The 24,536-nt window shown below is 61.7% G+C and carries 26 protein-coding genes, 1 pseudogene and 1 riboswitch; of the genes and pseudogenes, 15 read left to right on the top strand and 12 right to left on the bottom strand.

The genetic code is table 11. The features are described 5' to 3' along the window. Positions 1-77 precede the first annotated feature (77 nt). The gene (locus tag EJ076_RS25455) at positions 78-521 is read right to left on the bottom strand and encodes a GFA family protein (RefSeq protein WP_126069689.1); all 444 of its coding nucleotides are present in this window, start codon (positions 519-521) and stop codon (positions 78-80) included. Between the two features lie 133 nt (positions 522-654). Next, entirely contained in the window at positions 655-834 is a 180-nt protein-coding gene (locus EJ076_RS25450; protein ID WP_024501602.1) for a DUF3606 domain-containing protein, read from the bottom strand. A 744-nt stretch (positions 835-1,578) separates the two neighbouring features. Here EJ076_RS25450 and EJ076_RS25445 point away from each other — a divergent pair. Then, positions 1,579-2,007 (top strand): DoxX family protein, encoded by a 429-nt coding sequence (locus EJ076_RS25445; RefSeq protein WP_126069688.1) that lies wholly within the window; start codon positions 1,579-1,581, stop codon positions 2,005-2,007. A 35-nt stretch (positions 2,008-2,042) separates the two neighbouring features. On the opposite strand, the gene EJ076_RS25440 is transcribed toward EJ076_RS25445, so the two are convergent. Together EJ076_RS25440 and EJ076_RS25435 are read right to left on the bottom strand one after the other, a co-directional pair. Next, on the bottom strand, positions 2,043-2,312 hold the full coding sequence (locus tag EJ076_RS25440) for a hypothetical protein (RefSeq protein WP_109660915.1): 270 nt from the start codon (positions 2,310-2,312) through the stop codon (positions 2,043-2,045). Positions 2,313-2,455: 143 nt separating this feature from the next. Further along, positions 2,456-2,761 (bottom strand): hypothetical protein, encoded by a 306-nt coding sequence (locus EJ076_RS25435; protein ID WP_126069687.1) that lies wholly within the window; start codon positions 2,759-2,761, stop codon positions 2,456-2,458. Between the two features lie 358 nt (positions 2,762-3,119). On the opposite strand from EJ076_RS25435, the gene EJ076_RS25430 reads away from it, so the two are divergent. Next, on the top strand, positions 3,120-5,324 hold the full coding sequence (locus EJ076_RS25430; protein ID WP_164548730.1) for a hypothetical protein: 2,205 nt from the start codon (positions 3,120-3,122) through the stop codon (positions 5,322-5,324). Here EJ076_RS25430 and EJ076_RS25425 read toward each other — a convergent pair. The 3 genes from EJ076_RS25425 to EJ076_RS25415 all read right to left on the bottom strand — a co-directional run bounded on the left by EJ076_RS25425 (position 5,284) and on the right by EJ076_RS25415 (position 7,657). Then, the gene (locus EJ076_RS25425; protein WP_126069685.1) at positions 5,284-6,480 is read right to left on the bottom strand and encodes a hypothetical protein; all 1,197 of its coding nucleotides are present in this window, start codon (positions 6,478-6,480) and stop codon (positions 5,284-5,286) included. The genes EJ076_RS25430 and EJ076_RS25425 overlap by 41 nt on opposite strands. 4 nt (positions 6,481-6,484) lie before the next feature. Continuing rightward, complete coding sequence (locus EJ076_RS25420; protein ID WP_126069684.1) at positions 6,485-6,874, bottom strand: hypothetical protein; 390 nt, start codon at positions 6,872-6,874, stop codon at positions 6,485-6,487. Between the two features lie 75 nt (positions 6,875-6,949). Beyond that, positions 6,950-7,657: an FkbM family methyltransferase gene (locus EJ076_RS25415; RefSeq protein ID WP_126069683.1), complete on the bottom strand. Its 708-nt coding sequence runs from the start codon at positions 7,655-7,657 to the stop codon at positions 6,950-6,952. A 246-nt stretch (positions 7,658-7,903) separates the two neighbouring features. Here EJ076_RS25415 and EJ076_RS25410 point away from each other — a divergent pair, with 246 nt between their 5' ends. The 5 genes from EJ076_RS25410 to EJ076_RS25390 all read left to right on the top strand — a co-directional run bounded on the left by EJ076_RS25410 (position 7,904) and on the right by EJ076_RS25390 (position 9,685). Beyond that, the gene (locus tag EJ076_RS25410) at positions 7,904-8,623 is read left to right on the top strand and encodes a glycosyl hydrolase 108 family protein (RefSeq protein WP_126069682.1); all 720 of its coding nucleotides are present in this window, start codon (positions 7,904-7,906) and stop codon (positions 8,621-8,623) included. Beyond that, entirely contained in the window at positions 8,623-8,847 is a 225-nt protein-coding gene (locus tag EJ076_RS25405) for a hypothetical protein (protein WP_109660925.1), read from the top strand. Before EJ076_RS25410 ends, EJ076_RS25405 begins: the two co-directional genes overlap by 1 nt. Before the next feature lie 105 nt (positions 8,848-8,952). Then, the gene (locus EJ076_RS25400; protein ID WP_126069681.1) at positions 8,953-9,192 is read left to right on the top strand and encodes a hypothetical protein; all 240 of its coding nucleotides are present in this window, start codon (positions 8,953-8,955) and stop codon (positions 9,190-9,192) included. Further along, on the top strand, positions 9,177-9,362 hold the full coding sequence (locus EJ076_RS25395; RefSeq protein WP_126069680.1) for a hypothetical protein: 186 nt from the start codon (positions 9,177-9,179) through the stop codon (positions 9,360-9,362). Before EJ076_RS25400 ends, EJ076_RS25395 begins: the two co-directional genes overlap by 16 nt. Then, positions 9,362-9,685 (top strand): hypothetical protein, encoded by a 324-nt coding sequence (locus EJ076_RS25390; protein WP_126069679.1) that lies wholly within the window; start codon positions 9,362-9,364, stop codon positions 9,683-9,685. The genes EJ076_RS25395 and EJ076_RS25390 overlap by 1 nt, the downstream gene beginning before the upstream one ends. A gap of 134 nt (positions 9,686-9,819) precedes the next feature. On the opposite strand, the gene EJ076_RS25385 is transcribed toward EJ076_RS25390, so the two are convergent. Beyond that, positions 9,820-10,527, bottom strand: a complete 708-nt coding sequence (locus tag EJ076_RS25385) for a hypothetical protein (protein WP_109660931.1) — start codon at positions 10,525-10,527, stop codon at positions 9,820-9,822. 282 nt (positions 10,528-10,809) lie between these two features. On the opposite strand from EJ076_RS25385, the gene EJ076_RS25380 reads away from it, so the two are divergent. Further along, positions 10,810-12,378, top strand: a complete 1,569-nt coding sequence (locus tag EJ076_RS25380) for a glycosyltransferase family 39 protein (RefSeq protein WP_164548729.1) — start codon at positions 10,810-10,812, stop codon at positions 12,376-12,378. A gap of 82 nt (positions 12,379-12,460) precedes the next feature. Beyond that, on the top strand, positions 12,461-12,979 hold the full coding sequence (gene msrA, locus EJ076_RS25375; protein ID WP_126069678.1) for a peptide-methionine (S)-S-oxide reductase MsrA: 519 nt from the start codon (positions 12,461-12,463) through the stop codon (positions 12,977-12,979). A gap of 253 nt (positions 12,980-13,232) precedes the next feature. Here msrA and EJ076_RS25370 read toward each other — a convergent pair whose 3' ends face one another. Further along, on the bottom strand, positions 13,233-13,970 hold the full coding sequence (locus EJ076_RS25370) for an SDR family NAD(P)-dependent oxidoreductase (RefSeq protein ID WP_126069677.1): 738 nt from the start codon (positions 13,968-13,970) through the stop codon (positions 13,233-13,235). Positions 13,971-14,115: 145 nt separating this feature from the next. Here EJ076_RS25370 and EJ076_RS25365 point away from each other — a divergent pair, with 145 nt between their 5' ends. The 5 genes from EJ076_RS25365 (at position 14,116) to EJ076_RS25345 (ending at position 18,542) form a co-directional block, all read left to right on the top strand. Then, positions 14,116-15,033: a LysR family transcriptional regulator gene (locus EJ076_RS25365; RefSeq protein WP_126069676.1), complete on the top strand. Its 918-nt coding sequence runs from the start codon at positions 14,116-14,118 to the stop codon at positions 15,031-15,033. 163 nt (positions 15,034-15,196) lie between these two features. Next, a riboswitch (TPP riboswitch) is annotated at positions 15,197-15,310 on the top strand. After that, the gene (locus EJ076_RS25360) at positions 15,301-15,909 is read left to right on the top strand and encodes a YkoF family thiamine/hydroxymethylpyrimidine-binding protein (RefSeq protein WP_126069675.1); all 609 of its coding nucleotides are present in this window, start codon (positions 15,301-15,303) and stop codon (positions 15,907-15,909) included. Its footprint overlaps the riboswitch before it by 10 nt. A gap of 86 nt (positions 15,910-15,995) precedes the next feature. Next, positions 15,996-16,763: an ABC transporter permease gene (locus EJ076_RS25355; protein ID WP_164548728.1), complete on the top strand. Its 768-nt coding sequence runs from the start codon at positions 15,996-15,998 to the stop codon at positions 16,761-16,763. Further along, positions 16,763-17,527 (top strand): ABC transporter ATP-binding protein, encoded by a 765-nt coding sequence (locus EJ076_RS25350; protein WP_126069674.1) that lies wholly within the window; start codon positions 16,763-16,765, stop codon positions 17,525-17,527. Before EJ076_RS25355 ends, EJ076_RS25350 begins: the two co-directional genes overlap by 1 nt. Beyond that, the gene (locus EJ076_RS25345; protein ID WP_126069673.1) at positions 17,520-18,542 is read left to right on the top strand and encodes an ABC transporter substrate-binding protein; all 1,023 of its coding nucleotides are present in this window, start codon (positions 17,520-17,522) and stop codon (positions 18,540-18,542) included. The genes EJ076_RS25350 and EJ076_RS25345 overlap by 8 nt, the downstream gene beginning before the upstream one ends. 103 nt (positions 18,543-18,645) lie before the next feature. Here the strand turns inward: EJ076_RS25345 and EJ076_RS25340 are convergent, their stop codons facing one another. From EJ076_RS25340 to EJ076_RS35880, 3 genes and pseudogenes are all read right to left on the bottom strand, one after another. Further along, positions 18,646-19,425 carry a hypothetical protein gene (locus tag EJ076_RS25340; RefSeq protein ID WP_126069672.1) on the bottom strand — a complete coding sequence of 260 codons (780 nt, stop codon included), beginning with the start codon at positions 19,423-19,425 and terminating at the stop codon, positions 18,646-18,648. Positions 19,426-19,449: 24 nt separating this feature from the next. After that, positions 19,450-22,266, bottom strand: a complete 2,817-nt coding sequence (locus EJ076_RS25335) for a tetratricopeptide repeat protein (protein ID WP_245462876.1) — start codon at positions 22,264-22,266, stop codon at positions 19,450-19,452. 103 nt (positions 22,267-22,369) lie between these two features. Then, a pseudogene (locus EJ076_RS35880) lies at positions 22,370-23,248 on the bottom strand (tetratricopeptide repeat protein); the annotation flags it as partial. Between the two features lie 538 nt (positions 23,249-23,786). Between EJ076_RS35880 and EJ076_RS25330 the strand changes: the two are divergent. Further along, a complete protein-coding gene (locus tag EJ076_RS25330; RefSeq protein WP_245462875.1) occupies positions 23,787-24,422 on the top strand; it encodes an isoprenylcysteine carboxylmethyltransferase family protein in 636 nt (211 codons plus the stop codon). Positions 24,423-24,536 lie beyond the last annotated feature (114 nt).

The raw sequence follows: 24,536 nt of genomic DNA, 5'->3' as shown, positions 1-24,536 counted from the left end.
AAAACGATATGCACAAAGAACGAGGCGCCGGATAACGTCGCCGGCAGGGGTGGGTTCCCTGCCGGCGAGATCAAATCTCACTCGGCCGCGTCGGCATCCGACAGCGACCTCGGCGTCGGCACTTCGGCGTCGTGCGCCGCCGGCCGGTCATGCTCGAACTGTTCGGTGTCGGGCAAGGCATGCAGCCAGGTCTCGCGCCTTGAGGTCCACAATTCATATTCGGGTACGAGATCGGTCGGCGCGATGTCGAGGCTGCCGATCGTCACCTCGGCCTCGTTGTCGTCAACCCAGGCGACGCGGCCGCCGCAGGTCGGGCAGAAGCTGCGTGTGCCATAGGAACTGACAAGGCCTGTCGTCTCGAAGGCCTCGCGCGGCCAGATGGCAAAGGCCGAATAGGCCGAGCCGCCGGCCTTGCGGCAATCCTTGCAATGGCAAAGACCAATGCGCAGCGGCGCACCGCTGACCGAGAACTGCACGCCGCCGCACAGGCAACTGCCGGTCCTGCGTATGGTGTCGGACATGGCAACCTCCGTCATTGCGTGGCGCTGCGGGCCGGGCGGGACAGGTGTCCGAAACAGAGCCGGATCGGCTCGTCCGGGACAGAGCCGGATCGGCTCATCCGGATTGAGCCCCGTCCAGATCCCGGGAAAGGCTCTAGCCGCGCGCCGCCATATGGGCATCGAGCTTCTTGCGCGATGGCCCGTAGCGCTTGATGATGGTCTGCGCCTCGCTTGGCGGAATGCCGTATTTGCGGGCAAAAGCAGCGACCTCGTAAGGCTCTTCGCTCGAGACCAGCTTGCGGTCCTGTTTCGTCTTCGACTTGTCGTCAGCCATCCCAGGCCTCACTTTCTGTTGTCGGGGAAACGCGCAGCCATCGACGCCCGATCCCGCGATCAACAGGACATAACACAGATCGGCGTCGCTGGTTCCACCGGCACGACAATAACGCCATGCCCCGTCAAACGCCGCCAGGTGCGGCTACGGCTTCGCAAGCCTGTATCAGGCCGATGGCCGCATCGGGTCGGCGTCGGAAAGGTGGTCGCCGTCACATTCGGAACAGGCGGTGCTGACCCCGGGGCAGCCGCGCTGGTGCGTGCCGGCGGGGCAGCAATTGCCATTGGAACTCGTCCAGCGCGGGCATTGGAAGACTTGGCCGGCGCCGCCGCAGCCGCTGCATTCCAGTGCCGTCGACCGGACGGCAAGGGATTTTATCCTGAACCTGACGTTCGTGCCCAATTTCAAACCCGCCCGAATTAACTGCACCGGTACACGCCTGTGCATTAGCCCCGGCTAACAATAGCACAATCGCGGTTACCAACAAGTTTCATGATCAAGGGATGCACTGATGATCAATGCCTTGGCCATGTCCATTTCCCCTTCGAACGGGCAATAATATACCGTCAGCCGGCAAACCGAAAATCGGTCCTGCCGGCACGGTGCATGGTTTCAAGAGGCATCCCGGATCCCTGGCGGAGCGCCTGCATCGCGCTTGTCGACAAAAAAATTGGCCTGATGTGTCGGACCTGGCGATCGTCGCGCGTCCTAGGAGCGACCAACCTGCAAAGCTGGAGAACGAGCATGTCGTCGCAAATTACTCAATCGCCGTGGCAGACCGCGGCCCTTCTCATCGCCCGGCTGATCTTCGCGGGCGTCTTCCTGATGGCCGTGACCTTCAAGTTCATGGGCATGGAGGCGACCGCCGGCTATATCGCCGCCGCCGGCTTTCCGTTTCCGCTGTTCCTGGCCTGGTGCGCGGCGATCCTGGAAGTCGCCCTGGTGCTGTGCTTCCTGACCGGCGCCTTCTTCACCCAGGCGGCCCTGATCGCCGCCGCCTATGTGCTGTTCCTCGGTTTTTCTTTCCACGGACCCAGCCACTGGGCCGGCAACCAGGCCGAATTCGGCTTCTTCATCGACCATTTTTCGTTCCTGGCCGGACTGCTGTTTGCGGCGGTGCACGGGCCGGGCCGGGTGCTTTCGCTAAACCTGGGATGGCCGGGCAGGGCGTGAGCACCATGCGGCGCGGTCGCGAAAGAATGGCCTGGCTATTCCTGCGTCAGGCGCTCGCCATACTCACGCCAAAGCGCCTTCACCTCCAGGCTGCCGAGGCGAGGGGCCGAAGGATCGCTCGAGGTGATGGCGACGGCGCTGATATCGTATTGGGGATAAGCGTGGGCGACGAAGCGGATCGCTTCGCCGAGCGAACGCACGCGGATGACCGGGTCGGCCTGGCCCTGGCCGGTGCTGCGCACCCCGGAAACCGTGGCCGGTGCATGCCGCACCCTGAACACGGATGCCATGGCTGGTCTGTCCATCGTCTTCTCCCACAAGGGCGTGTGACGGGAATCATTCCATGCGTGTTGGCTAATGATTTCACAGCCGTCGGCCAAAAACCAGCCAGCCGGCAAAAGCGGGATTTCCGCGGGGTTGCCAGTGTCGGTCCGTCGTTCTGGAGCCCTCATAGCTGGTCGTTGTAGGGGTCCTTGATCTTGCCGACCATGCGGGCCAGCTTCGAGAAGGAGGGCATGTCCGCCTCCGGCTGGCACTGATTGGCGAGGCCCAGCAGCCGGATCGGGAAGTTGACGGCGTCACGGCTTGAAGCGGACATGCCGTCGGATCGCTCCTGACTGGTTTCGCCGGCCTCGGTCTTGCGCAGCGCCAAATCGATTTCCTCCGCCGTCAGCACCCCCTTTTGAACCAGGAGGTGGTTGATCGACGCGACGGCCATCAGCAGGCCTTCGAGTTGAAGATTGGCGACATTCATGGCGATTGCTCCCGTGGCTAGAGCAATTCCAGGAAAAGTGTGAAACGGTTTTCCGTCCGGAATTGCGCCAGATCCAGATCGAAACGCGCGAGCGGCGTTTTCGCTCCGGAGGGCGCGGCGAGGCTATGCCTTTGCAGATCTTCAGGATCGCCCGAAAAAGCGGCATAGGAATTTTTTCTTAGAAAATCGTTGACGGGGTGAGGGCAGCTTTGCCTTCCAGACGCTGAACCCTGTCATTGGAACCAGCGACATCGTCCTCAGCTTCTATCAGTCCGACGACATCGTCGGGGACATCCGGGACGCCACGCAGGACATCATCGACCAGGCCCAGGCCGCGGCCAATGTCGCGGCTGAGGCGATGACAACGGTGATCGATCCGCAATTCGCCACGCTCGCTGCCGCCGAGGCATTTTCGCCGGTCATCGCCCCGACCTACATCCGCACCGCGTTCTACGACAGCCACCAGGTGGCGGGCAGTGGCGCGGTTTACCGCAAGAACGGCACCTCGGCCGGGGATCTGGTGATCACCTTGAGCGATGGCTTGACGCTCGCGGGGTATACGTTGGCCTCAATCCCCGTGGCGGCATCCATGCTTGGAGCGCGCGGCGGCGCGAACGCCACGGTTGCTATCGATGCGCTGCTCGCTGGCAGCTATCCGCATGTGCTGATTGACGGTTCCTACCAGACCGACGGCAACCACATTATCTCGACAGCGAAGAAGCGCGTCGAATGCCTGGGTGGCTCGGCTCTGACCCTGCGCGCGCCAGTCGGCACCGTCACCGGCCACTATCCTGTGATCGATATCGCTGCCGACGACGTTCAGGTCGACGGAGACCTGACGATCGATGGTGGATCACATGCCGGCTATGAGGCTTCCATTGGTATTCGCGCCGGCCTTTCCACTGGTGCACGCCGGAAGCGGCCGACAATCCGCGGTGTGAAAGTCCGCAATCTTGGCCTTGCCGGGGTGATGGCACTCTGTGTCGACAGTCCAACGATCGAGGACATTGACGGCTACAACATCGTCACGCCAACCGGCGGCGAGTTTGGCGACACGGTTTACGTGGCCGGCGTCCGCAAGCCGATCGTGCGCAACATCCGGTCGGCAAAGTGTAAACGCGACGGCGTCGTGTTGACCTATACGGGAAACCTCAACACCACCGACGTGTTGGTCGACGGGGTTTTCGCGGATGCGCATCTCGACAGCCCCTCCGCCGGTGTCTGGGTGGAAATGACCGGCGCGCGAGATCCACGAGGTATCATAACCAACGTGGTGGCGAATGACTGTCTGGTTGGCGTAGCCGCGACCGACGCCAACAGCGAGATCGTTATTTCGAACGTCAAGGCGATCGGCAACCGGCTCTCCGGCAGTTCTGCCGGTAACGTCTTCGGTGTTCAGATTCAGTCGGGCCGGCTCGATAACTGGTACATCGATCGCTACAACACCGCCCTGCAATTGGAGCCAAACGGCGAATATCAGTTCGCCCTCAGCTCGCAAGTTGGATCGTTTGCGACTGGCGAGATTGTCAGCGGTGGTACCTCTGGCTCGACCGGAACCCTGCGGTTCCAACATTTTGAAATCGTCATCACCGGTTCAACCGTCGACTATGAACTCGGCGAGACGGTGACAGGCGGTTCATCCGGCGCGATGGGCACCTTGGTCGACTTCTTCGCGAACGTGCTGCGGGTCTTGCCGGTAATCGGAATGTTCCAGGCTGCTGAAACAATCACTGGCGGCACCTCGGCGATTGCCAAAACGGCAAGCAGCGTGACCCGGCGTATCTATGTGCGCGGTTCGGCCGGCATCTTCTCGAGTGGCGAGACAATTGCGGGCGGTACGTCCGGCGCCACAGCCGTAATCGCAGCGCCATACCAGACACCGCTTGCGATCGGTCCCGGCACGCTGATGAACTGCTCGACCGACGCCATCGTGGTCGCGAATTGCGTCACGCCAGCGAGCCTCAGCCTTACGGGCATCAGGGGCAACACACAGTCGCATGGCATCCGGTTCAACCTTTCTGCGGGACAACGGCTGCGCAAAGTCAGTCTCAGGGACATCGCCCTGAGGAACTCGACTTCCGTTGGCATTGCCTTTCGGGTGACCACCGGTGGCGTGATCGACGAAATGCTGGTTGATGGTTTCGACATGTCGGAATGGGTTGGCGATGGTACTGGCAGCTCCATAACGGCCGGCATCGTGACCCGGTTCATTGGCGGCGACAATCCCGGCCTGCAAGGGACATCGAGTGTGCCGATCAACCTGGGCGCCAACACAACGCTGTTCGGCCTGCATAATCGCGCCTTCTGCCACAACAACGGCGCCGGTGCGGCGCGGACGCATACGCTGCCCCCGGCCGTGCCTGGCTTGCGGATCGGCTTCGCCGGAGTACACTCGACCCATGTGATGAACCTCGATCCCAACGGGACGGACACGATCAAGGGCGGCGGCGCGGGAAAATATCTCATCCTCGATCCCGGCGAGCGCGTGATCCTGGAGGCCTATGCGGCAGGATTGTGGGTTGTCAGTTCGGCGATCGGCTGGTCAGGGGATTTCGAAGCTTAGGATGAATTCGCAGCTTTGCGTAAGGGTTCTGCGTCGTGCCTAAGTTGATCGTTGCGAGGATGACGAAAACTAGAGGATATGTCAGTTTCAATTTTGTGGCCAACAGCACAATCGACAGGCCAATGCCCAAGAGCGGCAAGCTCAACAAATACGTAGCAACCCCTATAACTGCCCATAAGCCGTATCGGAGCAGGAAGTCGAGGCCAACGCCGAGATAGCCAAATGTGAAGAATATCGGTATCTGACTTTCGCTTAGGCCAAACAGCGTTATCCGCTGATAGGAAAATGCCCACTCCATCATCTGATCGTGCTGCGTTCCCTCGACATAGAGTTGCGATCTTGTCTCAAGATTCAGCAACGCCCAATAGATCATGATCGAAAGCAGCGCTATGCCGACCGCCGCGACAAGCAGCCTCCATTTTCGAACAGCGAAAAATTGGTGGAGCCCAACAACTCCATAGAACATTGCGACGAACATCATGCCGCCCAGCGACATCGTCGCGATCGCGGAAAGAATTCCTAAAATTGAGACCTTGGAGAGCTTGCGCGAAAGTGCATACTCGCCGGCAAGCAGGCTCGCGATCATGGTCGAATGCGTGCCCGGTTCATTCGACAAGCCTGCAAAGCGCGGCACTTTGCCGACGGCAAGCTCGAGTCCTTTCTTACTTATGACCGCCTGGTCACCAAGGCCAAGACTTGCAAGCGGGTCAAAATAAGTTCGGAACGCCGCGAAATAGAAGATCTGGAACAGGACCATAAGTGCGTGCGCAGCGATCGCCCATCGCAAACCAACCAATAAAGGGCGACTATCTTTGGCAAAGCAAGCTGGAACGAGAATGAGAGCCAAGCTGCTACCAATAGTGCCTAGGACTGCTTTGGTTCCGCCATCTTCCGCGGTGGCCAAAGTCCCGCACATCCCGACGAGTAGGAAAGCGACGATCCAAAAAACATTCGCCTTGACCGGCGCATTTAACAGCGGGATCAGCATGAGAAGCCCGAGGTAGCAAAAGGCGGCCATCCCGAATTGGGGCAGGTAGACGCTTTGCAGACTCATGGCGATGACGGCAGTAGCGGCGTAAATCGTCTTCAGTTTGTCGGCAAAGGTCGACTGCCTCGCGATTGGAATATGTGGGGTTTGGGCGCAATAGTGCGACATTGCGCTAGCAAGACTTGTAGCTAGGGATCGTCCCGCAAAGAATGCCGGAGCCTGTCAAAGCCGTTGCCAAGTCAAGCGCCCCGTCAATCTTGCATTGCGCTACGGTAGATGCACCTAAGGTCGCCACCGTCTTCCCATCGCATGGGGTGCCGCCGCCGACAGGCTTACACTTCACATAGGCATTTTCATAAGAAAGCTTGACGCTCTGGGCCGCTTTTTCCGCCGATGTCGCATCTGATGGCCTAACTCCACAGAGAACAATGGAAGTGCCATCCACCTTGAACGAATTGGCGGTGAGCACCGTAAGTCGACCTTTGATGTCCTTTATTTCTGCCGGCTTCGGCACGGCTTTGGGAACCTTGGGAGTACCGAATGTTAGGACGCCGATGGTCATGACCGCTCCAAGTCCGACGGCAATGGCAATGAAAGCAATTGGTCTCACGGCTGTCTCACCCCGAATCGGCCATCATCACGCTTTTATAAACGCGATTGTTCCTCCGGCTCGGCCAAACTCTGTAAATCCACGCTTGGTTATGTTTCGCTCCAACTCCAGCGCTTCGCCAGGGCCGGTCAATTTGGGGTGGAACTCGATGATGAGCTTTTCAAATGACTCAAAATGGTTCGGCGGAATGCTCGTTTCGGCGCCTTCGATATCCATGATTAAGACATTTGGCCTGAACGGAAGGTCTGAAACGATTGTCGGGATTGAGAGCATAGGTACTGTGAGGCGTTCAGCTTCGTTGTCTCGATGTAATGCGCTGGACGACCAGAAATTCTGGCTGATACCGAAGCTGATAGAGCCGTCGGACGGACCTACAGCGACAGTCTTGAGAACGGGCAAGCTGATCCCGTTAAGACGAAAATTCTCCCGGATGGATGCCTCCAGGCGCGGGTTCGCCTCGACCATGCAGTAGTCTTCGATGTCGATCTCCATCATACAGTTCAGCGCCATGAACCCGATCGCGCTGCCGGCTTCCAGAACCTTATCGTTGCAGTTCAGAAAGCGCGAAGCGAGAGCCGCATCTTGGTCCTCGTAGCCTCTGGCCATCACGTATCGCATGCGGCGGGAGACGCCGTCCAAAGACAAAGTGATGTTCCGGACTGTTACCGTTCTTTTGCCGATGGTAAGAATTTCAAAGCCAAGATCGCGAACGCTCCGGATGGCTTCCAAGATCATCTCGGTTCCCTACAAGCTGGAATCAGCAGCCGAATATAAACGCGCCTGTCCAGTCGCTGGCAAGGTGCGTGACACCCCCACGGCTTGCCCGGTTTGCGCCCTTCATCGGCTCGGAGTTCTTGCCTTGATCATCATTTGAGCATCGCTCTGCGCATCGACTGACGTGCCGCGTGCGGTCTTCTCGTCTCCTCGATCGTGAAATTCCTCGTCGGCCCCTGCCGACCAATCTTCAAAGGAACCATCACCATGGACCGCAACTTCGCGCGGGCGCTTGCGCTTGTTCTCAAATCGGAAGGCGGCTGGTCGGACAATCCGGCCGATCCCGGCGGCGCCACCATGAAGGGGGTGACGCTCGCCAATTTCCGTCGCTACGTGAAGGCCGACGCGACAAAGGCGGACCTGCGCGGGATCAGTGGCGCACAGGTCGCCGCGATCTACCGCCGTTTCTACTGGGACGCAGTGCTCGGCGCCGAGCTACCCGATGGTGTCGACTATGCCATGTTCGATTTCGCGGTGAACAGCGGGCCTGGCCGGGCGGCGAAATATTTGCAGGCGGCCGTGGACGTTGCCCAGGACGGCCGGATCGGACCGGCGACCCTCGCAGCAGCCAAGGCAAAGCCGGCCGGTGTCATCATCGATGCGCTTTGCGATGCGCGGCTGACGTTTCTCCAACGGCTGCCGACATGGAAAACCTTCGGCCGAGGTTGGTCCGATCGCGTCAGATCGGTGCGGGTTCAGGCCTTGCTGATGTCGGCGCAACGACCGGCGGCACCGGGGGCCGCGCCGGCGCCTCAGCCGGCCAGGGTCGAAACATCAACTGGTGGGGCGCCGACGGTCCAGCCCATGCCGCCGGCACCGCCATCCGGCGGCAAGACGGCTGCCGCGGCCGGCATCCTCGTCCTCATCGCCGGAGCGCTCGCGGCCTTCTGCCATCACGTCACCGGATTTTTCGGGAGCCTCTTTTGATGACATGGTTCAACACCAACGCGCTGCACAATCTTCTCAACACGCTGATCGCGATCATCTGCGGCGGCGCCCTGGCCGGCTTCGACTGGACGATGTTCGGGGTCAGCGACCGCACTGCGCTTCAGATCAGCGGCGCCATTGCGCTGGCCAAGATCATCATCAACGCCGTTCGCGACGGGCCGGCGGGCATGGTCGCGCCACCGCCACCGGCAGAGGAGCAGTAAGATGGAAGGTCTCCAACAACTCGTCATCGCTTGGCTTGAAGTGTTCAAGCCATATTGCATCGGCTTTTCGATTGGTGTGTCCGTTTGCATCATAGTGAGGCATCTATGACCGCGCTCATCGCCTTTCTGCTCGAGCATGCAGGGATAGCCATCGCGGCTCTTGGTGCCATGGCCACCGTTGTTGCGGCAGGGTGGGGCAATCTGCGAGGCGCGAAGCGAGAGCGGGACAAGCAGGCTCTGAAAGATGCTGCTGCTGCAACCGAAGCCCAGAAGATCGACGACGCCGTCGCCGGGCGGACGCCGGACGACAACCGGGGGAGGCTGGGCAGATGGTCAAGATCATAGTGCTCTCGCTCACGCTGGCCGGCTGCACAACATCAGGCGGGTCGTTCTGCGCGGCCGGGCATCCCATCCGGCCGACACGGGCAGAGGTGGCGACCCTTTCCGGGACGTCGGTGGCGGCGATCCTGGCTCACAACGAAAAGGGCCTGACGCTCTGTGGATGGAGGCCGTGATGCACGATCTTTTCGACCTGCTTGGCATCAAGGGGCCGGTCGTGGCGGCTGGCCTTGCTGGCGGTGTTCTGCGGGCGCTGTCGCGGCATCGCTACAAGCTGCGCGAAATGGTGGCCTCGCCGATCTGCGGCGCGCTGGCAGCGGCGTACCTGACGCTACCGGCGGTATCCTACGCCAGGATCACCGGCCTGCCGATGCCCGATCCCGCCGACGACACAACGACGCTGGCTGCCGCCTTCCTGATCGGTGTCTGCGCCATGTGGATTTCGGACGTCCTGTTCGAGTTTGTGGTGCGCAGGTTCAAGCCCGCGCCGGAAGAGTAGCTGCTGTCTCCGGTTGGCGACTGCTTGGTAGAACTACCGAGGCACGTTCTCGCGCGATACTCGAACCGTCGAAGATAACCCAAAATAGCCCGTTCCGGTTCGCCGCGCGGGCTATTTTCTGCGTTTTGGCCTGATCAAGCCAGGATATTGACGGCGCGCGCCGCGACTAGGGCGATGGTCAGCAGCGAGATCATGGCCTCGGCCATCATCAGCAGCTTGGCGCGTTGGGAGAGTGGCAAGGTATCGGTCGGCGAGAAGGCTGTCGCATTGGTGAAGGCGAGGAAGAAATAGTCGACGAAGCCGGGCAGCCAATCGCGAAGCTCACGGTCGTTCAGCGTCATCTGCGCAAACAGGAAATCGGCCTGCGCAAGCTTGACGAGGCCGCAGGTCGGCGGCCCGCCGCGGTCGGTGCTCCAGAACCACAAGGCAAAGACGATGACGTTTGTGACCCAGATGTTGAGGGCGTCGATCAGCAGCGTCGTGCCGCTGTTGCCGGCATGGCCCTCCAGCAAGGCACGCACCAGCAAGACCAACGAACCGCAATTCATGACGCTGATGATGGCGGTCATGGTTAGGGCGGTCCTGCGGATCATCACGCGAAACTGGCCGATCGCATGCCACTCGTGATCCTCGACCGCCTTTCGGGTGGCGGCCTGGGTCCAGGCCGTGGCCACCGACAAGGGCAGCAGCAGGGCGGCCTCCAGCGCCGGGGCCAGCCAGCGTGGCCCGAATGAGAGGTTGTTGATGACCAGAAGCTGCAGGCAGATAATGACCAGAACGGCCGCGCGCGCCATCCAGAAGTCGAGCGCACGGTAGTGGATGACGGCATGGTGGTGGCGCATTTTGAATCCTGGATGCTTGTTGGTGGGGGAGTGGCCGGGGATCTGGTCAGGTGTAGACGACGCCTGTCGCGATCACGGCTAATGCGCTCTGCCTGGCATGTTCGAGGTGCCGCAGGAGGGCGTTTTCCATTGTTGTTTTGCTTGCATGTGAGGGGAGAAGCAGCATAGTGAGGTGAAACTCTGCCTCAATCTTGGTTTTGCAATGGTCGCTCAAGTATACATTTTCGTAAGCTTTGAGTTCTGGGCTATTCGAAAAACCGTCCGATGTGATTTATCCACCGCATGACGCGAATCGATGAACCCGTGAACGGCTGGCTGCCGGTCGGCAGCTCTGTTCCAGACGACTGGCGCCAGTCGTCGATCTGGTCGGATCTGACCCGTTATCCGGAAGCTGTTCTGGCCCTTTTATGCCTGACGCAGATCCTGTGCTGGACCGTGGCGCCGGCGCTTGTCGACGCCGCACCGCCCGGCGATGTCGTCGAGGGCTTCATGTGGGGCCGCGAATGGGTGCTGTTGACCTACAAGCATCCGCAGCTTCCCGGCTGGCTGCTCGAGACCAGCCATCTTCTGAGCGGATCGTTCCGCTGGCCGCAATATCTGCTCGCCCAACTCGTCGTCTCAGCGACCTTCATCTTCGTCTACCTGCTGGCCCGTGACATGCTCGGGAGAACCCGCGCGCTGGCCGCCGTGCTTTTGATGCCGTCGTTGTATTTCTTCGGCTGGCCCACTCCGCAGTTCAATCATGACTACGCGCAGATGCCCTTCTGGGCCGCCATCTGCTGGCTGCTGTGGCGTGCAAGCCGTGGCGGCGGGCCGGGCTGGTGGCTGGCGCTCGGCTTGGTGTCCGGCGTCGGCCTCTATGCCAAATTTTCCACCGGGCTGCTGTTGCTCTTCGGCGCGATCTGGCTGTTGTCGGACACACGGGCACGCAGTCGGCTGGCCACGCCCTGGCCATGGCTTGGGCTGGCGGTTTTCATCGCTGTCGCAGCGCCGCTGGCCGTCGAGCTCTACCGCATGGATTTCCTGCCGCTGACCTATGCCGCTTGGCGCGATCAGTGGGTGCTGGCCCATCGCTCCCGCTTTTATTATATCAGCGTCCAGATAGCCGGGCTCTGCGGCTTTCTTCTGGTGCTGGCGATATCAGGGCTGCTGCAGCGTTCGCCCGCGCCGCAAAAGCCCGTCGGGCGCGGCACGCTGGTCTATCTCTTGTGGATGGGGGTTGGCCCGGCGATCCTCGTCATGGTGGCATCCCTGTTCACCGGCGCCGGCGAGGCCTGGGGCGCGCCGATGTACAATCTTGCTGGCGTTGTGGCGCTCGCCTTGCTGGGGCATCGCCTCGGCGCCGTCGAGATGCGACGGCTGGCGATCTGCGCGTTTGTCTGCATTATCGGCATGTCTGGTGCATATGCGGGTATCCGCTGGACGAGCTGCAATTTGCGCGGCCGGATGGATGCCGTGTGCTGGCCGGCCCAGCAGATCTCGGATGAGGCCGAGGCCGTCTGGCACACGGCGGTGCCCGGTCGGCTCGACATCGTCGGCGGCGATACCCGTATCGCGTTGCTGGCGGGCCTGAATGCCTATGACAAGCCGTCGATCTTCACCGAGCTCGATATGCGGCTCGCCCCCTGGATCACCAGCCAGCGGCTGCGCGACCACGGCATACTCCTGGTCTGGCCTGGGCGCGGCGTGCCACCTCGGCTGCAGCCGTGGCTGGACAACATCCCGGTCAAGACCGTTCTTTTCAGCTGGTCGCTCAAGGCGCCGCCGGTGGCGATCAGTTTTGCCGCCGTTCCGCCCGGCGTGAGGCAGTTGCCGGGTGTGATCGACAGCCTCGCCCGGCCGAGCAACTGAAGCAGATCAGCCGGTCCGCTGGACGAAGCAGGTGAGAATACCCATTTATGGGGAGATCAACTTGCTTTTGAGGAGACGTGATATGGCGACTTCGACCGAACGCGCAGTCCTTGCGGGCGGCTGCTTCTGGGGTATGCAGGATTTGATACGGCGCTATCCCGGCGTCATCTCCACCCGTGTCGGCTACAGCGGCGGCGACGTGGCCAACGCCACCTATCGCAACCATGGCAGCCATGCCGAAGCCATCGAGATCAATTTCGATCCGGCCATCATAAGCTATCGCACGCTGCTGGAGCGCTTTTTCCAGATCCACGATCCGACGACCCGCAACCGGCAGGGCAACGACGTCGGGATGAGCTATCGCTCCGCGATCTACTACACCAGCGACCAACAGAGGCGCGTCGCCGAGGACACCATCGCCGACGTCGATGCCTCGGGTCTGTGGCCGGGCAAGGTCGTCACCGAAGTCGCGCCGGCCGGTCCCTTCTGGGAAGCCGAGCCTGAGCATCAGGACTATCTGGAGAAATACCCCAACGGCTACACCTGCCACTTCGTCAGGCCAGGCTGGAAGCTGCCGGTTCGTGAGAAGGCTGTTTCGTAGGGTTCGGAGCCGCCATGCATTGCCGCTCGACGAGGTCGTCGAGCGGCGCATCGTACATCCCAAACACCTTCAGTCAGCGCGCCTTGTCGCGTCCCCCAAGTTCAAGCGTTATAAGAAAATTGCGAAACCTTATAACTGCCCAAACTGAACATTTCTACTAGCCGCCCTGTTAGGCTTTCCCCCATAAGGTCCACCGGCGCCACTTTCATACGCCACGGGCAATCGATTGCGACTGGGGACGGGGTGCGGGGTTTCATGCCTGCTGCGTCGGGTAGAGCGTCAGGATGTTGACGTTGACCCTTGGTGGCTGTGAAACCGCGTAGAGCATCGCAGCGGCGATATCCTCGCTCTCCAGCTGTTCCATGTCGCCCAGTCTTTGCTCTACCGCCAGGCGCACGTCATCGCGCATGTTGGCCGTGAACTCGGTTTTGACCGCGCCTGGCTCGATCACGGTGACGCGGATGCCGTTCTTGCCGATTTCGCGGCGCAGCGATTCCGCCATGGCGCTGGCCGCATGCTTGGTGCCAGAATAGACGACCGAAGGATGGATGTAGCGGCCGGTGCCCGACGAGACGATGACGATGTGGCCTGAACCCTGTCGTTTCATCGCCGGCAGCGCTGCGTTGATCGCATAGAGCAGACCCAGAATGTTGATATCGACCATCGCCCGATATTCGCCGGTCGTGGTGTTCTGGAAGGGGGCGGCGACGCCCACGCCGGCGACATTGAACAGCATGTCCAGTCGGCCATAGCTTTCCAGCACGCGACTGACCATCGCGGTTGCCTGCTCCTCGTCGGCGATGTCGGCCCCGATCGCGAGCGCCTCGCCGCCGACGTCGCGGATGCGCTTGGCCAGATCGTCAAGCCGCTGCCGGCGCCGCGCCGCAATGGCAACGACCGCGCCTTGCGCTGCAAGCGCAAGTGCTGTTGCCATCCCGATGCCGGAGGAGGCGCCGGTCACCAAGGCGATTTTTCCGTTGAGTTTCCACATGTTCGTCGCTCCTGCTCAGAGGGAGATTCAGATGAGCTCGATGCCGATGATCGGCGACGTTCGAGACATGTCCTCAAGCTAGGCAGCAGACCCCCTACGAAAAATGCGATAGAATTCCATCATACTCATTGGAGAATATGGCATAATGCGCGGACGTGACTATGCGGAGCTGAAGGCCTTTGCCACTGTCGTCGCGCATGGCAATTTTGCTCGTGCCGCGGACGATCTCCGGATTTCGGCATCGACGCTCAGCCAGACGATCCGCCAGCTCGAAGCGCGGCTTGGCTTGCGCCTGCTCAACCGCACGACCCGCAGTCTCTCGCTGACCGAAGCCGGCGCGCGCCTGCACGCGCGCTTCGCGCCGGCCATGGCCGAGATGGAGGCGGCGGTCGGCGATGCCGCCGCCTTGCGTGACACGCCGGCCGGCATCTTGCGCGTCCATATGCCCAGCGTCGCTGCCGCCACCTATCTGGAGCCGGTGCTCGGTCGTTTTTACGAAACATGGCCGGACATCGTGCTCGATGTTACGATCGACGATGCCGCCATCGATAGTGTCGAGGCCGGCTATGATGTCAGCGCCAGGCTTGGCGAATTTCTCGAAGCCGATATGGTTGCGGTGCCGCTTGGCGGCGCGCAGCGCCAACTCGCCGTGGCCTCGCCGGACTACATCGCCCGTCACGGATCACCGTCAGCACCCGCGGATCTGCTCCAGCACCGCTGCATCAACTGGCGCCGGCCGGGCAGCGCCGGCCTTTACACATGGGAATTCGCCAGGGGTGGCCAATGGTTCTCGGTAGCGGTCGATGGTCCGCTGGTCGTCTCCAGCCGCGACATGGCCGTTGCCGCCGCGGTGCAGGGCGTCGGCATCGCCTTCTGGGCGGAAGAGCTGGTGCGTCCGCTGATCGACGCTGGCAATCTGGTCCCGCTGCTGGATGAGTGGTGCGCGACTTTTCCCGGCTGGTTCCTCTGCTACCAGAAGCAGCGTCATACGCCGCCGGCCGTGCGCGCCTTCGTCGATTTCCTGCGGCATGCGCATGCCGGCCAAACACGGTCAGGTGGTTGACGGCGTGCACGAAGGTGATTGCATCGCGACTGTGGAGAGAACCGCTCGCGGCAGCGAGGGTGCCCGATAATCCCGCTCAGGCAGCACCATGTCTGGCGCAATGCTTTTGGCGCAGTGCGCTGAAAAAACGGCTTTCACTTCAGCTAGAATGGTGCTTTAACCCGCGCATCCACAGGGGTGCTCCGTACGGTCGGGGCTGAGACGGGGGCGGCAAGCCCACAGACCCTAGAAGCTGATCTGGGTAATACCAGCGGAGCGAGGCGGGCGATGTTTTCAGGCGCACAGATTTCCCTATATCCCATGGCCGACGATTTCGTCGGCGTCATCCTTGGCGCGCTTGGCGCGCTCGATCCCTGGCGTGACAAGCTCAGGATCGAGACCGACGACATCTCGACCTTGCTGGTCGGGCCGCCCGAAGTGCTGTTTCCAGCCATGCGCGACCTCTTCGTGGCGGCGGCGCGCAGCGGCAAACATTGCGTGTTGTCGGCCACCATCTCGCGCGGCTGCCCTGGCGAGCCGGATGATCCGATCTGCCGCTCCGATGCACTTGGCGGGCCTGTCGGGCCACTCGGTCCGCGCAAGGATGCGGCCATCGCGGCGGTGCACAATGCAGCTGCCACCGGCCAGCCGGCGGCAGCGCAGTTCTCGCTCTATGTGATGGGCACCGACGACCACATGGACGAGATCTACGGCTGCATCGACTTTCTCAAGCAGTCCGGCGTCTATGAACGTTCCAAGCATTTCTGCACGAAATTGCGCGGTGATGCCGGCGCGATCTTTTCGGCGCTGGACGAGGCTTTCTGCCGCTTCGGACTAGGCGCCGGCCACGTAACCCTCGACGTCACGGTCTCGGCCAACAGCCCGTCGGCTGTCTGAAGCTGCCGCCGCCTCCGCGCGGCCGTCAAAGGTTATCTCCAGTGGCCTCATCATCCGTCGCTTCGCGCCCGATCGCGAGCCTTCTTATGAAGGCGGGACCGGCCATTATCTCGGTCGGGCTGCTCCTGCTGGCATGGGAGCTTTATGCCAGCTATTCCGGCATCAAGCCGACGATACTACCGGCGCCGTCGCGTGTCTTCGAGCAAGCGATGCTCAATCGCGAGGCGCTGGTCGACAACGCCATTCCGACCATCCGCGCCACGCTGCTTGGCTTTGCCTGCTCGCTCAGCGCCGCCTTTGCGCTGTCGATGCTGGTCGACTTCTTCCAGCCGCTGCGGCGTGCGCTGTTTCCCGTCTTCATTGTCAGCCAGACCTTGCCGCTGGTGGCGATTGCGCCGCTGGTGGTGCTGTGGTTCGGCTTCGGACTGGCGCCCAAGATCATGCTGGTGGCGCTGGTCACCTTCTTTCCGATGCTGGTGGCATTGGTCGAGGGCTATGAGGCGACCGAGGCCGAGGTCGGGCAAATGCTGCGCGCGATGGGGGCAGGGCGCTGGCGCATCTTCGTGCTGGCGCGGCTGCCTTCGGCGCTGCCTTATTTCTTCGCTGGCCTGAGGATCTCCATCACCTATGCGGTGGTCGGCGCCATCTTCGCCGAATATGCCGGCGCCGCGAAGGGGTTGGGCATCTACATGCTCAACGCCAAGAACAATTTTCGCCCCGACCTGGTGCTGGCCGCCGTCGGTGCCAGCGCCGCGCTGACACTTGTCCTGTTCGGGTTGACTGTGCTGCTGCAGCGCCTGGCCATGCCCTGGGAGCGCGCCGGCAAGGAAACCGCAGGGAAGAGGCCGTGGTGATGAGCCGGCTCGAGCTGCGGCATGTGCGCAAAGCGTTCGGCGGGCTCGACGTGCTGGCCGATATTTCGCTGAGTGTCGACGCTGGTGAATTCGTCTCGATCCTCGGGCCCTCGGGCGCCGGCAAGTCGACGCTGTTCCAGCTTCTGACCGGCGCCGAGCATGGCGAGGGCGAGATGTTCTTCGACGGCGCGCCGCTCGATGACCACGGCAGGCACTTCGCCTTCATGCCGCAACGCGACGCGCTGATGCCTTGGCGACGCATCCTCGACAACGCGACGCTCGGGCTCGAAGTGCAGGGCATCAGGCGCAAGGCGGCGCGGGCGCGCGTCGCGCCGCTGTTTGCCGAGTTCGGGCTTGCCGGCTTCGAGCGGCATTTTCCCGCGCAGCTCTCGGGCGGCATGCGCCAGCGCGCGGCGCTTTTGCGCACGGTGGTGCAGGAGCGTGACATGCTGCTGCTCGACGAGCCGTTCGGTGCGCTCGATGCACTGACCCGCACCGCCATGCAGCGCTGGCTCGAACAGATGTGGCGGCACCACCGCTGGACGGCGCTGCTGATCACTCACGACGTACGCGAAGCCGTGTTTCTGTCCGATCGCATCTATGTGCTGTCGGCGCGCCCGGCCCGTATCGTGCGTGAAATCAAGGTGCCGCTGCCGCGCCCGCGCAGCCTTGGCGGCGATGCCGCGAAGGCAAGTGCGCTCGAGGCCGAAATCCTCGACATCATCCTCAACCCCAACCCATCCAAAGGACACGACCATGACTGACTTGACGCGCCGGCAGGCCTTGTTGCTGACCCTTGCCACCGGCCTTCCGCTCGTTGCCGGATCGGGGCGAGCCCAAGCACAATCGGCTGCACAAAAGGTCACCGTCGCCCTCGACTGGACGGTCAACACCAACCACATCGGACTGTTCGTCGCCCGCGACAAGGGCTTTTATCGCGAGGCCGGACTCGAGGTCGAGATCTTGCCCTACAGCGATACCGGTGCGGGCACGCTGGTCGCAAACCGCGTCGCCGATTTCGGTATCAACGGCACCATCAGCCTGTTCACCCAGAAGACCGCCGGGGCGGACCTGAAGGGCGTCTATGCGGTGGTGCAATCCGAAACCGGTCGCGTGGTGTTCAATGAGGCACGCAGCGAAATCAAAAGCCCGAGGAACCTCGACGGCCTGACCTATGGCGGCTTCGGCAGTGCCTGGGAAAACGCATTGATATCGACCATCATCCGCCATGATGGCGGCAAGGGCAATTTCGAGACGGTGACGCTCGGCACCTCGGCCTATGAGGCGCTGGCCAATGGTTCGGTCGATTTCACGCTTGAAGTTTCGACCTGGGAGGGTGTCGAAGCCGAACTCAAGGGCGTCAAGCAGCGCAGCTTCGTCTATGCCGATTACGGCGTGCCTGATGAGCACACGACGCTGATCTCTTCGAGCGAAGCCTATCTCCAGGCAAACCCCAAGCCTGCGTCCGCTTTCGTCCAGGCGACGCGGCGCGGCTACCAGTTCGCTGTCGACCACCCCGAAGATGCGGCAGCCCTGCTGATCGCTGCCAACAAGGATGCATTGACCAATCCCGCGCTGATCGAGGCTTCGCTGAAGGCGCTGATCGACGGTCATTATCTACGCAGCCAAAGCGGCGCCATCGGGACGATGGATCCGGCCAAGATGGAAGCGATCGGCGACTATCTCTTCGCCTCCGGCATATTGCGTGATGCCGACGGCAAAGTTCTGGCGCAACGCCCGGATTTTGCAAAGTATTTCAGCAATTCAGCTCTGGGGTAAGGCGCCAATCGGATTCTCGAGCTTCGAGGAGATGGCCAGCCAGTCAAAGAGGTTTACGGGGCGCGACAGATCCATGTCAGACGCACGGATCAGCAGGTCCCAGCTAATTCCGGGCGATCTCATAGAGCAGAGTAGTTTTGATGTGTCGCCCGGGTTCACCCTGCAGCGACAGGGCGGCTGCGTAGAGTTTTGCTACGGCTGGACAGAGACCTTCGAATTCCCGGCTGACATTGGCAATGGCAGTTATCTCGGCGGGAGTGCCGCCAGCATTGGTGAAAGCGTCGGCCAGCAGCGACCAGTCTCCGTCGCTGGCAACAGCGGCAGGCAGACTGCCATTCTTCGCTGCGCCGAAGGCGCGAAACAGGGTGGCGCCGACCTTGTCCATGTCGATCAGGAAATCCTGGTCCGGCGTGCTGAGCGCGCCCGGCCCTTCACGGAGGTAGTTGTTGCAGATGGTAGCGGTTTCCCGCGCCATGACATGGTTGAGCATATCCAATTGTGCACGTAGCGCCTCGGCGGCTTTGCTGTCCGGAGCCGAGGACAGCAGGGATGCGTATCTTCGCCTGAGATCGGCGACCGCCATCCCGCTCGTGTTTCGCACCTGGTTGACATTTCCAAGCCTGGCCACGGCCGTGATCTTTTCCACGACGACGTCGTAGTCTTCTGGGAACTCCTGCTTGATTGCCTTGAAGATCTGGCTTCCCTGGCTCTCAATCTGTACGCTCACCTGAGCCGCGGTCAGCGTCTGCGGATCGGGGGAACCAGCCACTGTCTGGTAGAGATATTTACCGCCGGCAAAGCCGAACGCCCAGGGCAACACCTTCACCGCAACGAAGCACAAAGCGGCGACCCCCGCCACACCCAAAGCTTTCCAACGCGACATCTGGCAGCCCTCCCAACCTTGTCTCTATTTCGCCCCGAGGCTCAGCGCTTTCTTGCGATCGGTCTCGGCGCGCTTGTGGTTGCCCTTGGCGTCCCACGCTCTGCTCCGCACTTTGTAGGCGGTGGCGAAATCCGGTTTGAGCTTTATCGTTTGGCTCAAATCGGCGATGGCCCCGTCATAATCCGCCTTACTGATCCGAATGACGCCTCGGCCCAAATAGGCAAAGGGGTTCTTGCGATCGAGGCTGAGCGCCCTTTCGAAATCACGCAACGCTGCGGCGTCCTCATGCCTGCCCATCAAGATGAGGCCCCGGTCGGCATAAACCCTTGCGTCCTTGGTATCGAGACTGATGGCCTTTCCGTAGTCAGCAAGCGCCCCATCGTAATCTCTTTGGAAACCGCGGTTCTGGCCACGGTCGTAGTAGGTATCGGCAAAATTCGGATTGAGCGTGATTGCCTGACTGTAATCGGCGACGGCATGAGCGTAATCGCTCTTTGCCTCCCAGGCCATTGCTCGGGCCAGATAGGCGTCGTGGAATGCCGGGAAGAGCGCAATCGCCTTGTCGTACAGGGCAATGGCGCCGTCATAGTCGTCCCTCTCATGCAGCGTCCAGCCCTTGCTGAACGTCTGCGCGGCTGGCGAAGCGCTACTTGGCTTGATTGCCTCCTCGCCGGCCTGACCTGCGGCTTCGTCTGACGTCTTGGAGGCGTTCGCTTTCGCCGCCACCGCCACCGTGCGGCCTTTGCGGGCGATGGCCAGCTTTGGATCAAGCTCGAGCGCCTGGTCGTAGTCGGCAATGGCTCGATCGTAGTTGCCCTTGGCGAACCAGGTGCTGCCACGCCCGAAATAAACGGGCGCATAGCTGCCATCAAGTTCGATCGCGCGATTGTAATCGGCGATGGCGCGATCGAATTGATCCTTCTTGCCCCAGGCAACGGCGCGGCCGAAATAGGCGTCGAAATAGGTCGGATAGAGCTCGATCACCTTGCCGTAGTCGTCGATGGCACCATCATAATCGCCCTTCTCGACGCGTGACAGTCCTCGCCCGACATAGGCGGCGGCCTTCCTTGGATCGAGCGTGATCGCGCGGCTGTACTCGGCAATGGCGCGATCGTATTTGCGCTTCCTGTAGAACGCATCGCCACGATCCATGAAGGCCTTGAGGTTCTTCGGGTCCGAGCCGACGGCGTCCTGCGTGGCACCACCTTTCTTCAAGGCGGCCACGGCCGCCTTGCGGGCGACCGCGTAGTCCGGATTGCCCGGATAGAGCCTTATCGCCTGGTCGAAGTCGGCAATGGCGCCGCTATAATCCTTGCTGTCGGCCCGTTCTATGCCGCGCCCGTAATAGCTGGGGGCATCTTTGGCATCGATCTCGATCGCCGCCGAATAGGCTGTGATCGCGCGCTGGGCGTTGCCCTTCACATGCCAGGCCATGCCCATGCAGAAATAGGCATCCAGCACCTTCGGATCGAGTTCGGCGGCCCGGCCGCAATCGGCGAGAGCACCTTCGGCATCCTCGGTCGTGGCCTTGGCCATGCCCCGGCGAACATAGGCAGAGACCATATTCGGGAGGAGCTTGATCACCCGGTCATAGTCGGCAATCGCCCGGTCATAGGCGCGCTTGGCGTCCCAGGCTTTGCCGCGGCCGAAATAGGCGAGGGGGCTGTCGGGGTCGAGCGCGATCGCCTTGCCATACGCGCCGATTGCCTGGTCATACTTGCCGGCATCCGACAGGCTGTCGCCGTTCTGCACCGCGACGAGAACGCGCGGATCGGTCGCCTGAATGAGCTCCGCCATCTTGGCCGCGGATAGCTTGCCGTCGGACTGGGCTTCCTGTCCGTTGTCCTGCGTGGCCAAGGGTTGAGCGCGGGGAGCGGTGCCCGTTGTATCGCCTGCACCTTTCGTTGCAACCGCCGCCTTGCGGCTGAGGACATAATCGGCATTGCCCGGATCGAGCTTGATCGCCTCGTCGAAGTCGGCAATGGCGCCGTCATAGTCTTTTCTATCGGCCCGCGCCATGCCACGCCCGTAATAGCTGGCATCATCCTTCGGATCGATCCTGATCGCCACCGAATAGGCAGCGATTGCGCTTCCTGCGTCGCCCTTGGCATGCCGAGCCATGCCTTTGCAGTAAAATGCGTCGCGCGCCTTCGGATCGAGCGTGGCCGCTCGGTCGCAATCGGCGAGAGCACCATCGATGTCGCCAAGGGTGATCTTGGCGAGCCCCCGGCGAAAATGGGCCGCTGCGAAATTGGGGGCGAGGTGGATGACCTTGTCGTAGTCGGCGATCGCCTGCTCGTAGGCGCGTCTGGCAGCCCAGGCCTTGCCGCGGCCGAAATAGGCGAACCGGTTGTTCGGATCGAGCGAGATCGCCTTGTTATACGCGCCGATCGCCTGATCGTATTTGCCCATGTCCAGGAAGGCGTCACCGCCCAGGATCGCTTCCAGGGCGCGCGGGTCGGTCGTCTCCAGGGCCTTGGCGGCCAGCGTATCTTTTGTGGCCGCCATATTCGAAACGGTGGCTCGCGGCTTCGGCTGTTGTGTGTCCGGCAACGGTGCCGACTTGCTGTCGTTGCCCGCAACCTGTTCACGGCAGCTTCCCGCCCATTTTGGATCGAGTTCGGCGGCGCGACGGCAATCCGCCGCCGCACCGACCACATCGCCCTTCAGTGTCCTGGCGCCGGCCCGACTGAAATAGGCTTCGGCGCTCTCGGGATCGAATCTGATCGCCTTGTCGAAATCGAGGAGTGCGCCTTCGACGCCATATTTCGCAAGCCGCGCCTCGGCGCGCTCGAGCAGGACTTTTGCGGCTGCCGGGTCCCTTGTCCCAGTGGCAACCAACGGAGCTGTTTCGCCCGGGGGCGCGTTCGCTGCAAGAGCCGGCGCGCTTCGGGTCGAGTTCGATGGCGCGCCGACAGTCGGTGGCGGCAATGGCGTAATTTCCCTGGGATGCCTCGGCAAGCGCCCGGTCGTGAAAGGCTTCGGCGTTGTAAGGATCTAGCTGGATCGCAAAGCTGAATGAGTCTATCGCACCTCTGACGTCGCCTTGCACCTGCTGCTCCAGCCCCCGTTTGAGGTTCCAGGCAACAAGCTCGGAGTGATCCTCTTTGGGGTATAGTTGTAGCGGTTCGTATGCAGGGGATGCGGCAGGTTTGGGTGTCTGTAGCACAGCAGGCGCCTTCGCGCCCACCGGTCCAGCGTCGCAGCCACCTGCCTTCTTCGGATCGAGCTCGATGGCCTTTCGGCAATCGGCGGCTGCGCCGACCGCGTCGCCGTGGCGTGCCCGCATCAGGGAGCGGCCGAAATAGGCCCCCGCGTATTTCACATCAAGGGCGATCGCCTTGTCGAAATCGGCTATGGCGTGGTCGAATTCACCCGTGGCGGCGCGAGCAATTGCTCGGCTGATATAGACGATCACGTCCTTCGGATCGATGCGGATCGCTTCGTCATATTCGGCGACGGCGCGCACCAGGTCGCCCTTCCTGTCCCAGGCGGTGCCGAGGCCGGCATGTGCCTTGCCGTTCTGTGGATCGGCCTCGATCGCCTGTTGAAAATCGAGAATAGCCGCATCGGTACGGCCTTTGCGCAGGAATGCGGCTCCGCGGCTGGAATAAGCATCGCTGGACGACGGCTCCAGGCTGATGGCGAGGTTGAAGTCCGCGATAGCGCGGTCGTTGTCTCCCTTGTCGTACCAATCGGCACCGCGGTTGAAGTATGCCGATGCCTGCTTCGGATCGAGCGCAATCGCTTCACTGTAGTCCGCGATCGACCGATCGTAGTCCTGCTTGTCGTCCCGGGCGACGCCCCGATGGAAGTAGGCCATGACGCGGATGCGCGGCGGCTGCGTGATGTCTTCGGCGATCGGCGTGCAGGCGGCGATGCGCTTGTCCGGCTCGATGTCCTTGCCTATGCAGGTTGCGTATCCCCTCTCTGTGGCGAGCGCCGGTGCGTTCAGGGCAAGAATGACAGCAAGCCCAGCCAACAGCCGGCCGGGCGAAACCTTCATCGGCACACGCAATCCAATCACGGCGACGGGCAACCCCGCACCTTTCCAGCTCGCCATATCGCTGGTCCTCCCCCCGAAAAACCTTGGTCCGCCTCAGCGGTAATTGATTTATTGTTCTTTATTTGTTCCAAAATGCAAGCATAAATTGCAATGATGCCGAAACAATCTGTCGCGCGATGCGGTGGCGGCTCGGATGCCTTCGGTAGCATTGATCCCGTTTTAATGCCGATCTGAGGTTGTTGATTAACTGCCCGGCAATGGTTGCATGCAAAGGTCGCCCTGAGGGATCATTGGGGTGCCTGCCTTGCTCATATCAAAAAGCGAAACCCTTTCGCGTATCAAAGACGACGGGATTTTGTCCGCAGTCCGAAAGCGCGAAATCCTGGTTGATTTGCGGGAAGGCTTCTTTCGGATCTGCGCGCTAGCCTTTGCGGGACTGTTCGTCTACCGCGGCGTGTATCACCTTATGCTCGACCCGACGCGTATCAATGTGGCGCTGTTGGCGATTTCCGAGATCCTGACCTTTACCTGGCTGCTTCTGTCGCGGCGGCCGCAGGTTCGCGACTGGAATCCGCTCACGGTGGTTGTCTCGGTGATCGCCAGTTTCGGTGTCGGCTTCATCGATCTGGAGCCGGGCGTGGCTATCGTTCCGGTCTATTTCGCGGCGCCTCTGCAGGCCCTGGCGTTGGGGTTTGTGATCTGGGGAAAGATATCGCTGGGCCGTTCGTTCGCCATTCTGCCGGGCAATCGCGGCGTGATGACCGGCGGCGCCTACCGCCTTGTGCGGCATCCGATCTATGCCGGCTACCTTGCCGGCCATATCCTGTTCCTGCTGTCGGCCTTTTCCTTCTACAATCTTGCCGTCTACGCCGTGATCACCTTCTTCCAGGTGCATCGCATCCTGCGCGAAGAGGCGCTGCTGGCCGCCACGCCGGAGTACCGGGACTATATAAAACGCGTCCACTACAGGCTGTTCTACGGGATCGTCTGACAACAGGGCGCCCACCCGCAATACCGGGCTGGGCCGCCGGCCGCATTTGCGAGCGGATGGCAAGCTTTCCGCGCTATTCCCGGATTCCCGAGGAATGAGGCGGCCATCCTACCC

It is taken from the genome of Mesorhizobium sp. M7D.F.Ca.US.005.01.1.1, assembly GCF_003952545.1.
GTDB lineage: Bacteria > Pseudomonadota > Alphaproteobacteria > Rhizobiales > Rhizobiaceae > Mesorhizobium > Mesorhizobium loti.
The sequence above is the reverse complement of the archived record's forward strand: the minus strand, read 5'-3'. Positions and strand labels throughout refer to the sequence as shown.

Coding starts and splice junctions, on each gene's coding strand:
- EJ076_RS25455 (WP_126069689.1), bottom strand. CDS start 521: ATGTCCGACACCATACGCAGGACCGGCAGTTGCCTGTGCGGCGGCGTG.
- EJ076_RS25450 (WP_024501602.1), bottom strand. CDS start 834: ATGGCTGACGACAAGTCGAAGACGAAACAGGACCGCAAGCTGGTCTCG.
- EJ076_RS25445 (WP_126069688.1), top strand. CDS start 1,579: ATGTCGTCGCAAATTACTCAATCGCCGTGGCAGACCGCGGCCCTTCTC.
- EJ076_RS25440 (WP_109660915.1), bottom strand. CDS start 2,312: ATGGACAGACCAGCCATGGCATCCGTGTTCAGGGTGCGGCATGCACCG.
- EJ076_RS25435 (WP_126069687.1), bottom strand. CDS start 2,761: ATGAATGTCGCCAATCTTCAACTCGAAGGCCTGCTGATGGCCGTCGCG.
- EJ076_RS25430 (WP_164548730.1), top strand. CDS start 3,120: ATGACAACGGTGATCGATCCGCAATTCGCCACGCTCGCTGCCGCCGAG.
- EJ076_RS25425 (WP_126069685.1), bottom strand. CDS start 6,480: ATGTCGCACTATTGCGCCCAAACCCCACATATTCCAATCGCGAGGCAG.
- EJ076_RS25420 (WP_126069684.1), bottom strand. CDS start 6,874: ATGACCATCGGCGTCCTAACATTCGGTACTCCCAAGGTTCCCAAAGCC.
- EJ076_RS25415 (WP_126069683.1), bottom strand. CDS start 7,657: ATGATCTTGGAAGCCATCCGGAGCGTTCGCGATCTTGGCTTTGAAATT.
- EJ076_RS25410 (WP_126069682.1), top strand. CDS start 7,904: ATGGACCGCAACTTCGCGCGGGCGCTTGCGCTTGTTCTCAAATCGGAA.
- EJ076_RS25405 (WP_109660925.1), top strand. CDS start 8,623: ATGACATGGTTCAACACCAACGCGCTGCACAATCTTCTCAACACGCTG.
- EJ076_RS25400 (WP_126069681.1), top strand. CDS start 8,953: ATGACCGCGCTCATCGCCTTTCTGCTCGAGCATGCAGGGATAGCCATC.
- EJ076_RS25395 (WP_126069680.1), top strand. CDS start 9,177: ATGGTCAAGATCATAGTGCTCTCGCTCACGCTGGCCGGCTGCACAACA.
- EJ076_RS25390 (WP_126069679.1), top strand. CDS start 9,362: ATGCACGATCTTTTCGACCTGCTTGGCATCAAGGGGCCGGTCGTGGCG.
- EJ076_RS25385 (WP_109660931.1), bottom strand. CDS start 10,527: ATGCGCCACCACCATGCCGTCATCCACTACCGTGCGCTCGACTTCTGG.
- EJ076_RS25380 (WP_164548729.1), top strand. CDS start 10,810: ATGACGCGAATCGATGAACCCGTGAACGGCTGGCTGCCGGTCGGCAGC.
- msrA (WP_126069678.1), top strand. CDS start 12,461: ATGGCGACTTCGACCGAACGCGCAGTCCTTGCGGGCGGCTGCTTCTGG.
- EJ076_RS25370 (WP_126069677.1), bottom strand. CDS start 13,970: ATGTGGAAACTCAACGGAAAAATCGCCTTGGTGACCGGCGCCTCCTCC.
- EJ076_RS25365 (WP_126069676.1), top strand. CDS start 14,116: ATGCGCGGACGTGACTATGCGGAGCTGAAGGCCTTTGCCACTGTCGTC.
- EJ076_RS25360 (WP_126069675.1), top strand. CDS start 15,301: ATGTTTTCAGGCGCACAGATTTCCCTATATCCCATGGCCGACGATTTC.
- EJ076_RS25355 (WP_164548728.1), top strand. CDS start 15,996: ATGAAGGCGGGACCGGCCATTATCTCGGTCGGGCTGCTCCTGCTGGCA.
- EJ076_RS25350 (WP_126069674.1), top strand. CDS start 16,763: ATGAGCCGGCTCGAGCTGCGGCATGTGCGCAAAGCGTTCGGCGGGCTC.
- EJ076_RS25345 (WP_126069673.1), top strand. CDS start 17,520: ATGACTGACTTGACGCGCCGGCAGGCCTTGTTGCTGACCCTTGCCACC.
- EJ076_RS25340 (WP_126069672.1), bottom strand. CDS start 19,425: ATGTCGCGTTGGAAAGCTTTGGGTGTGGCGGGGGTCGCCGCTTTGTGC.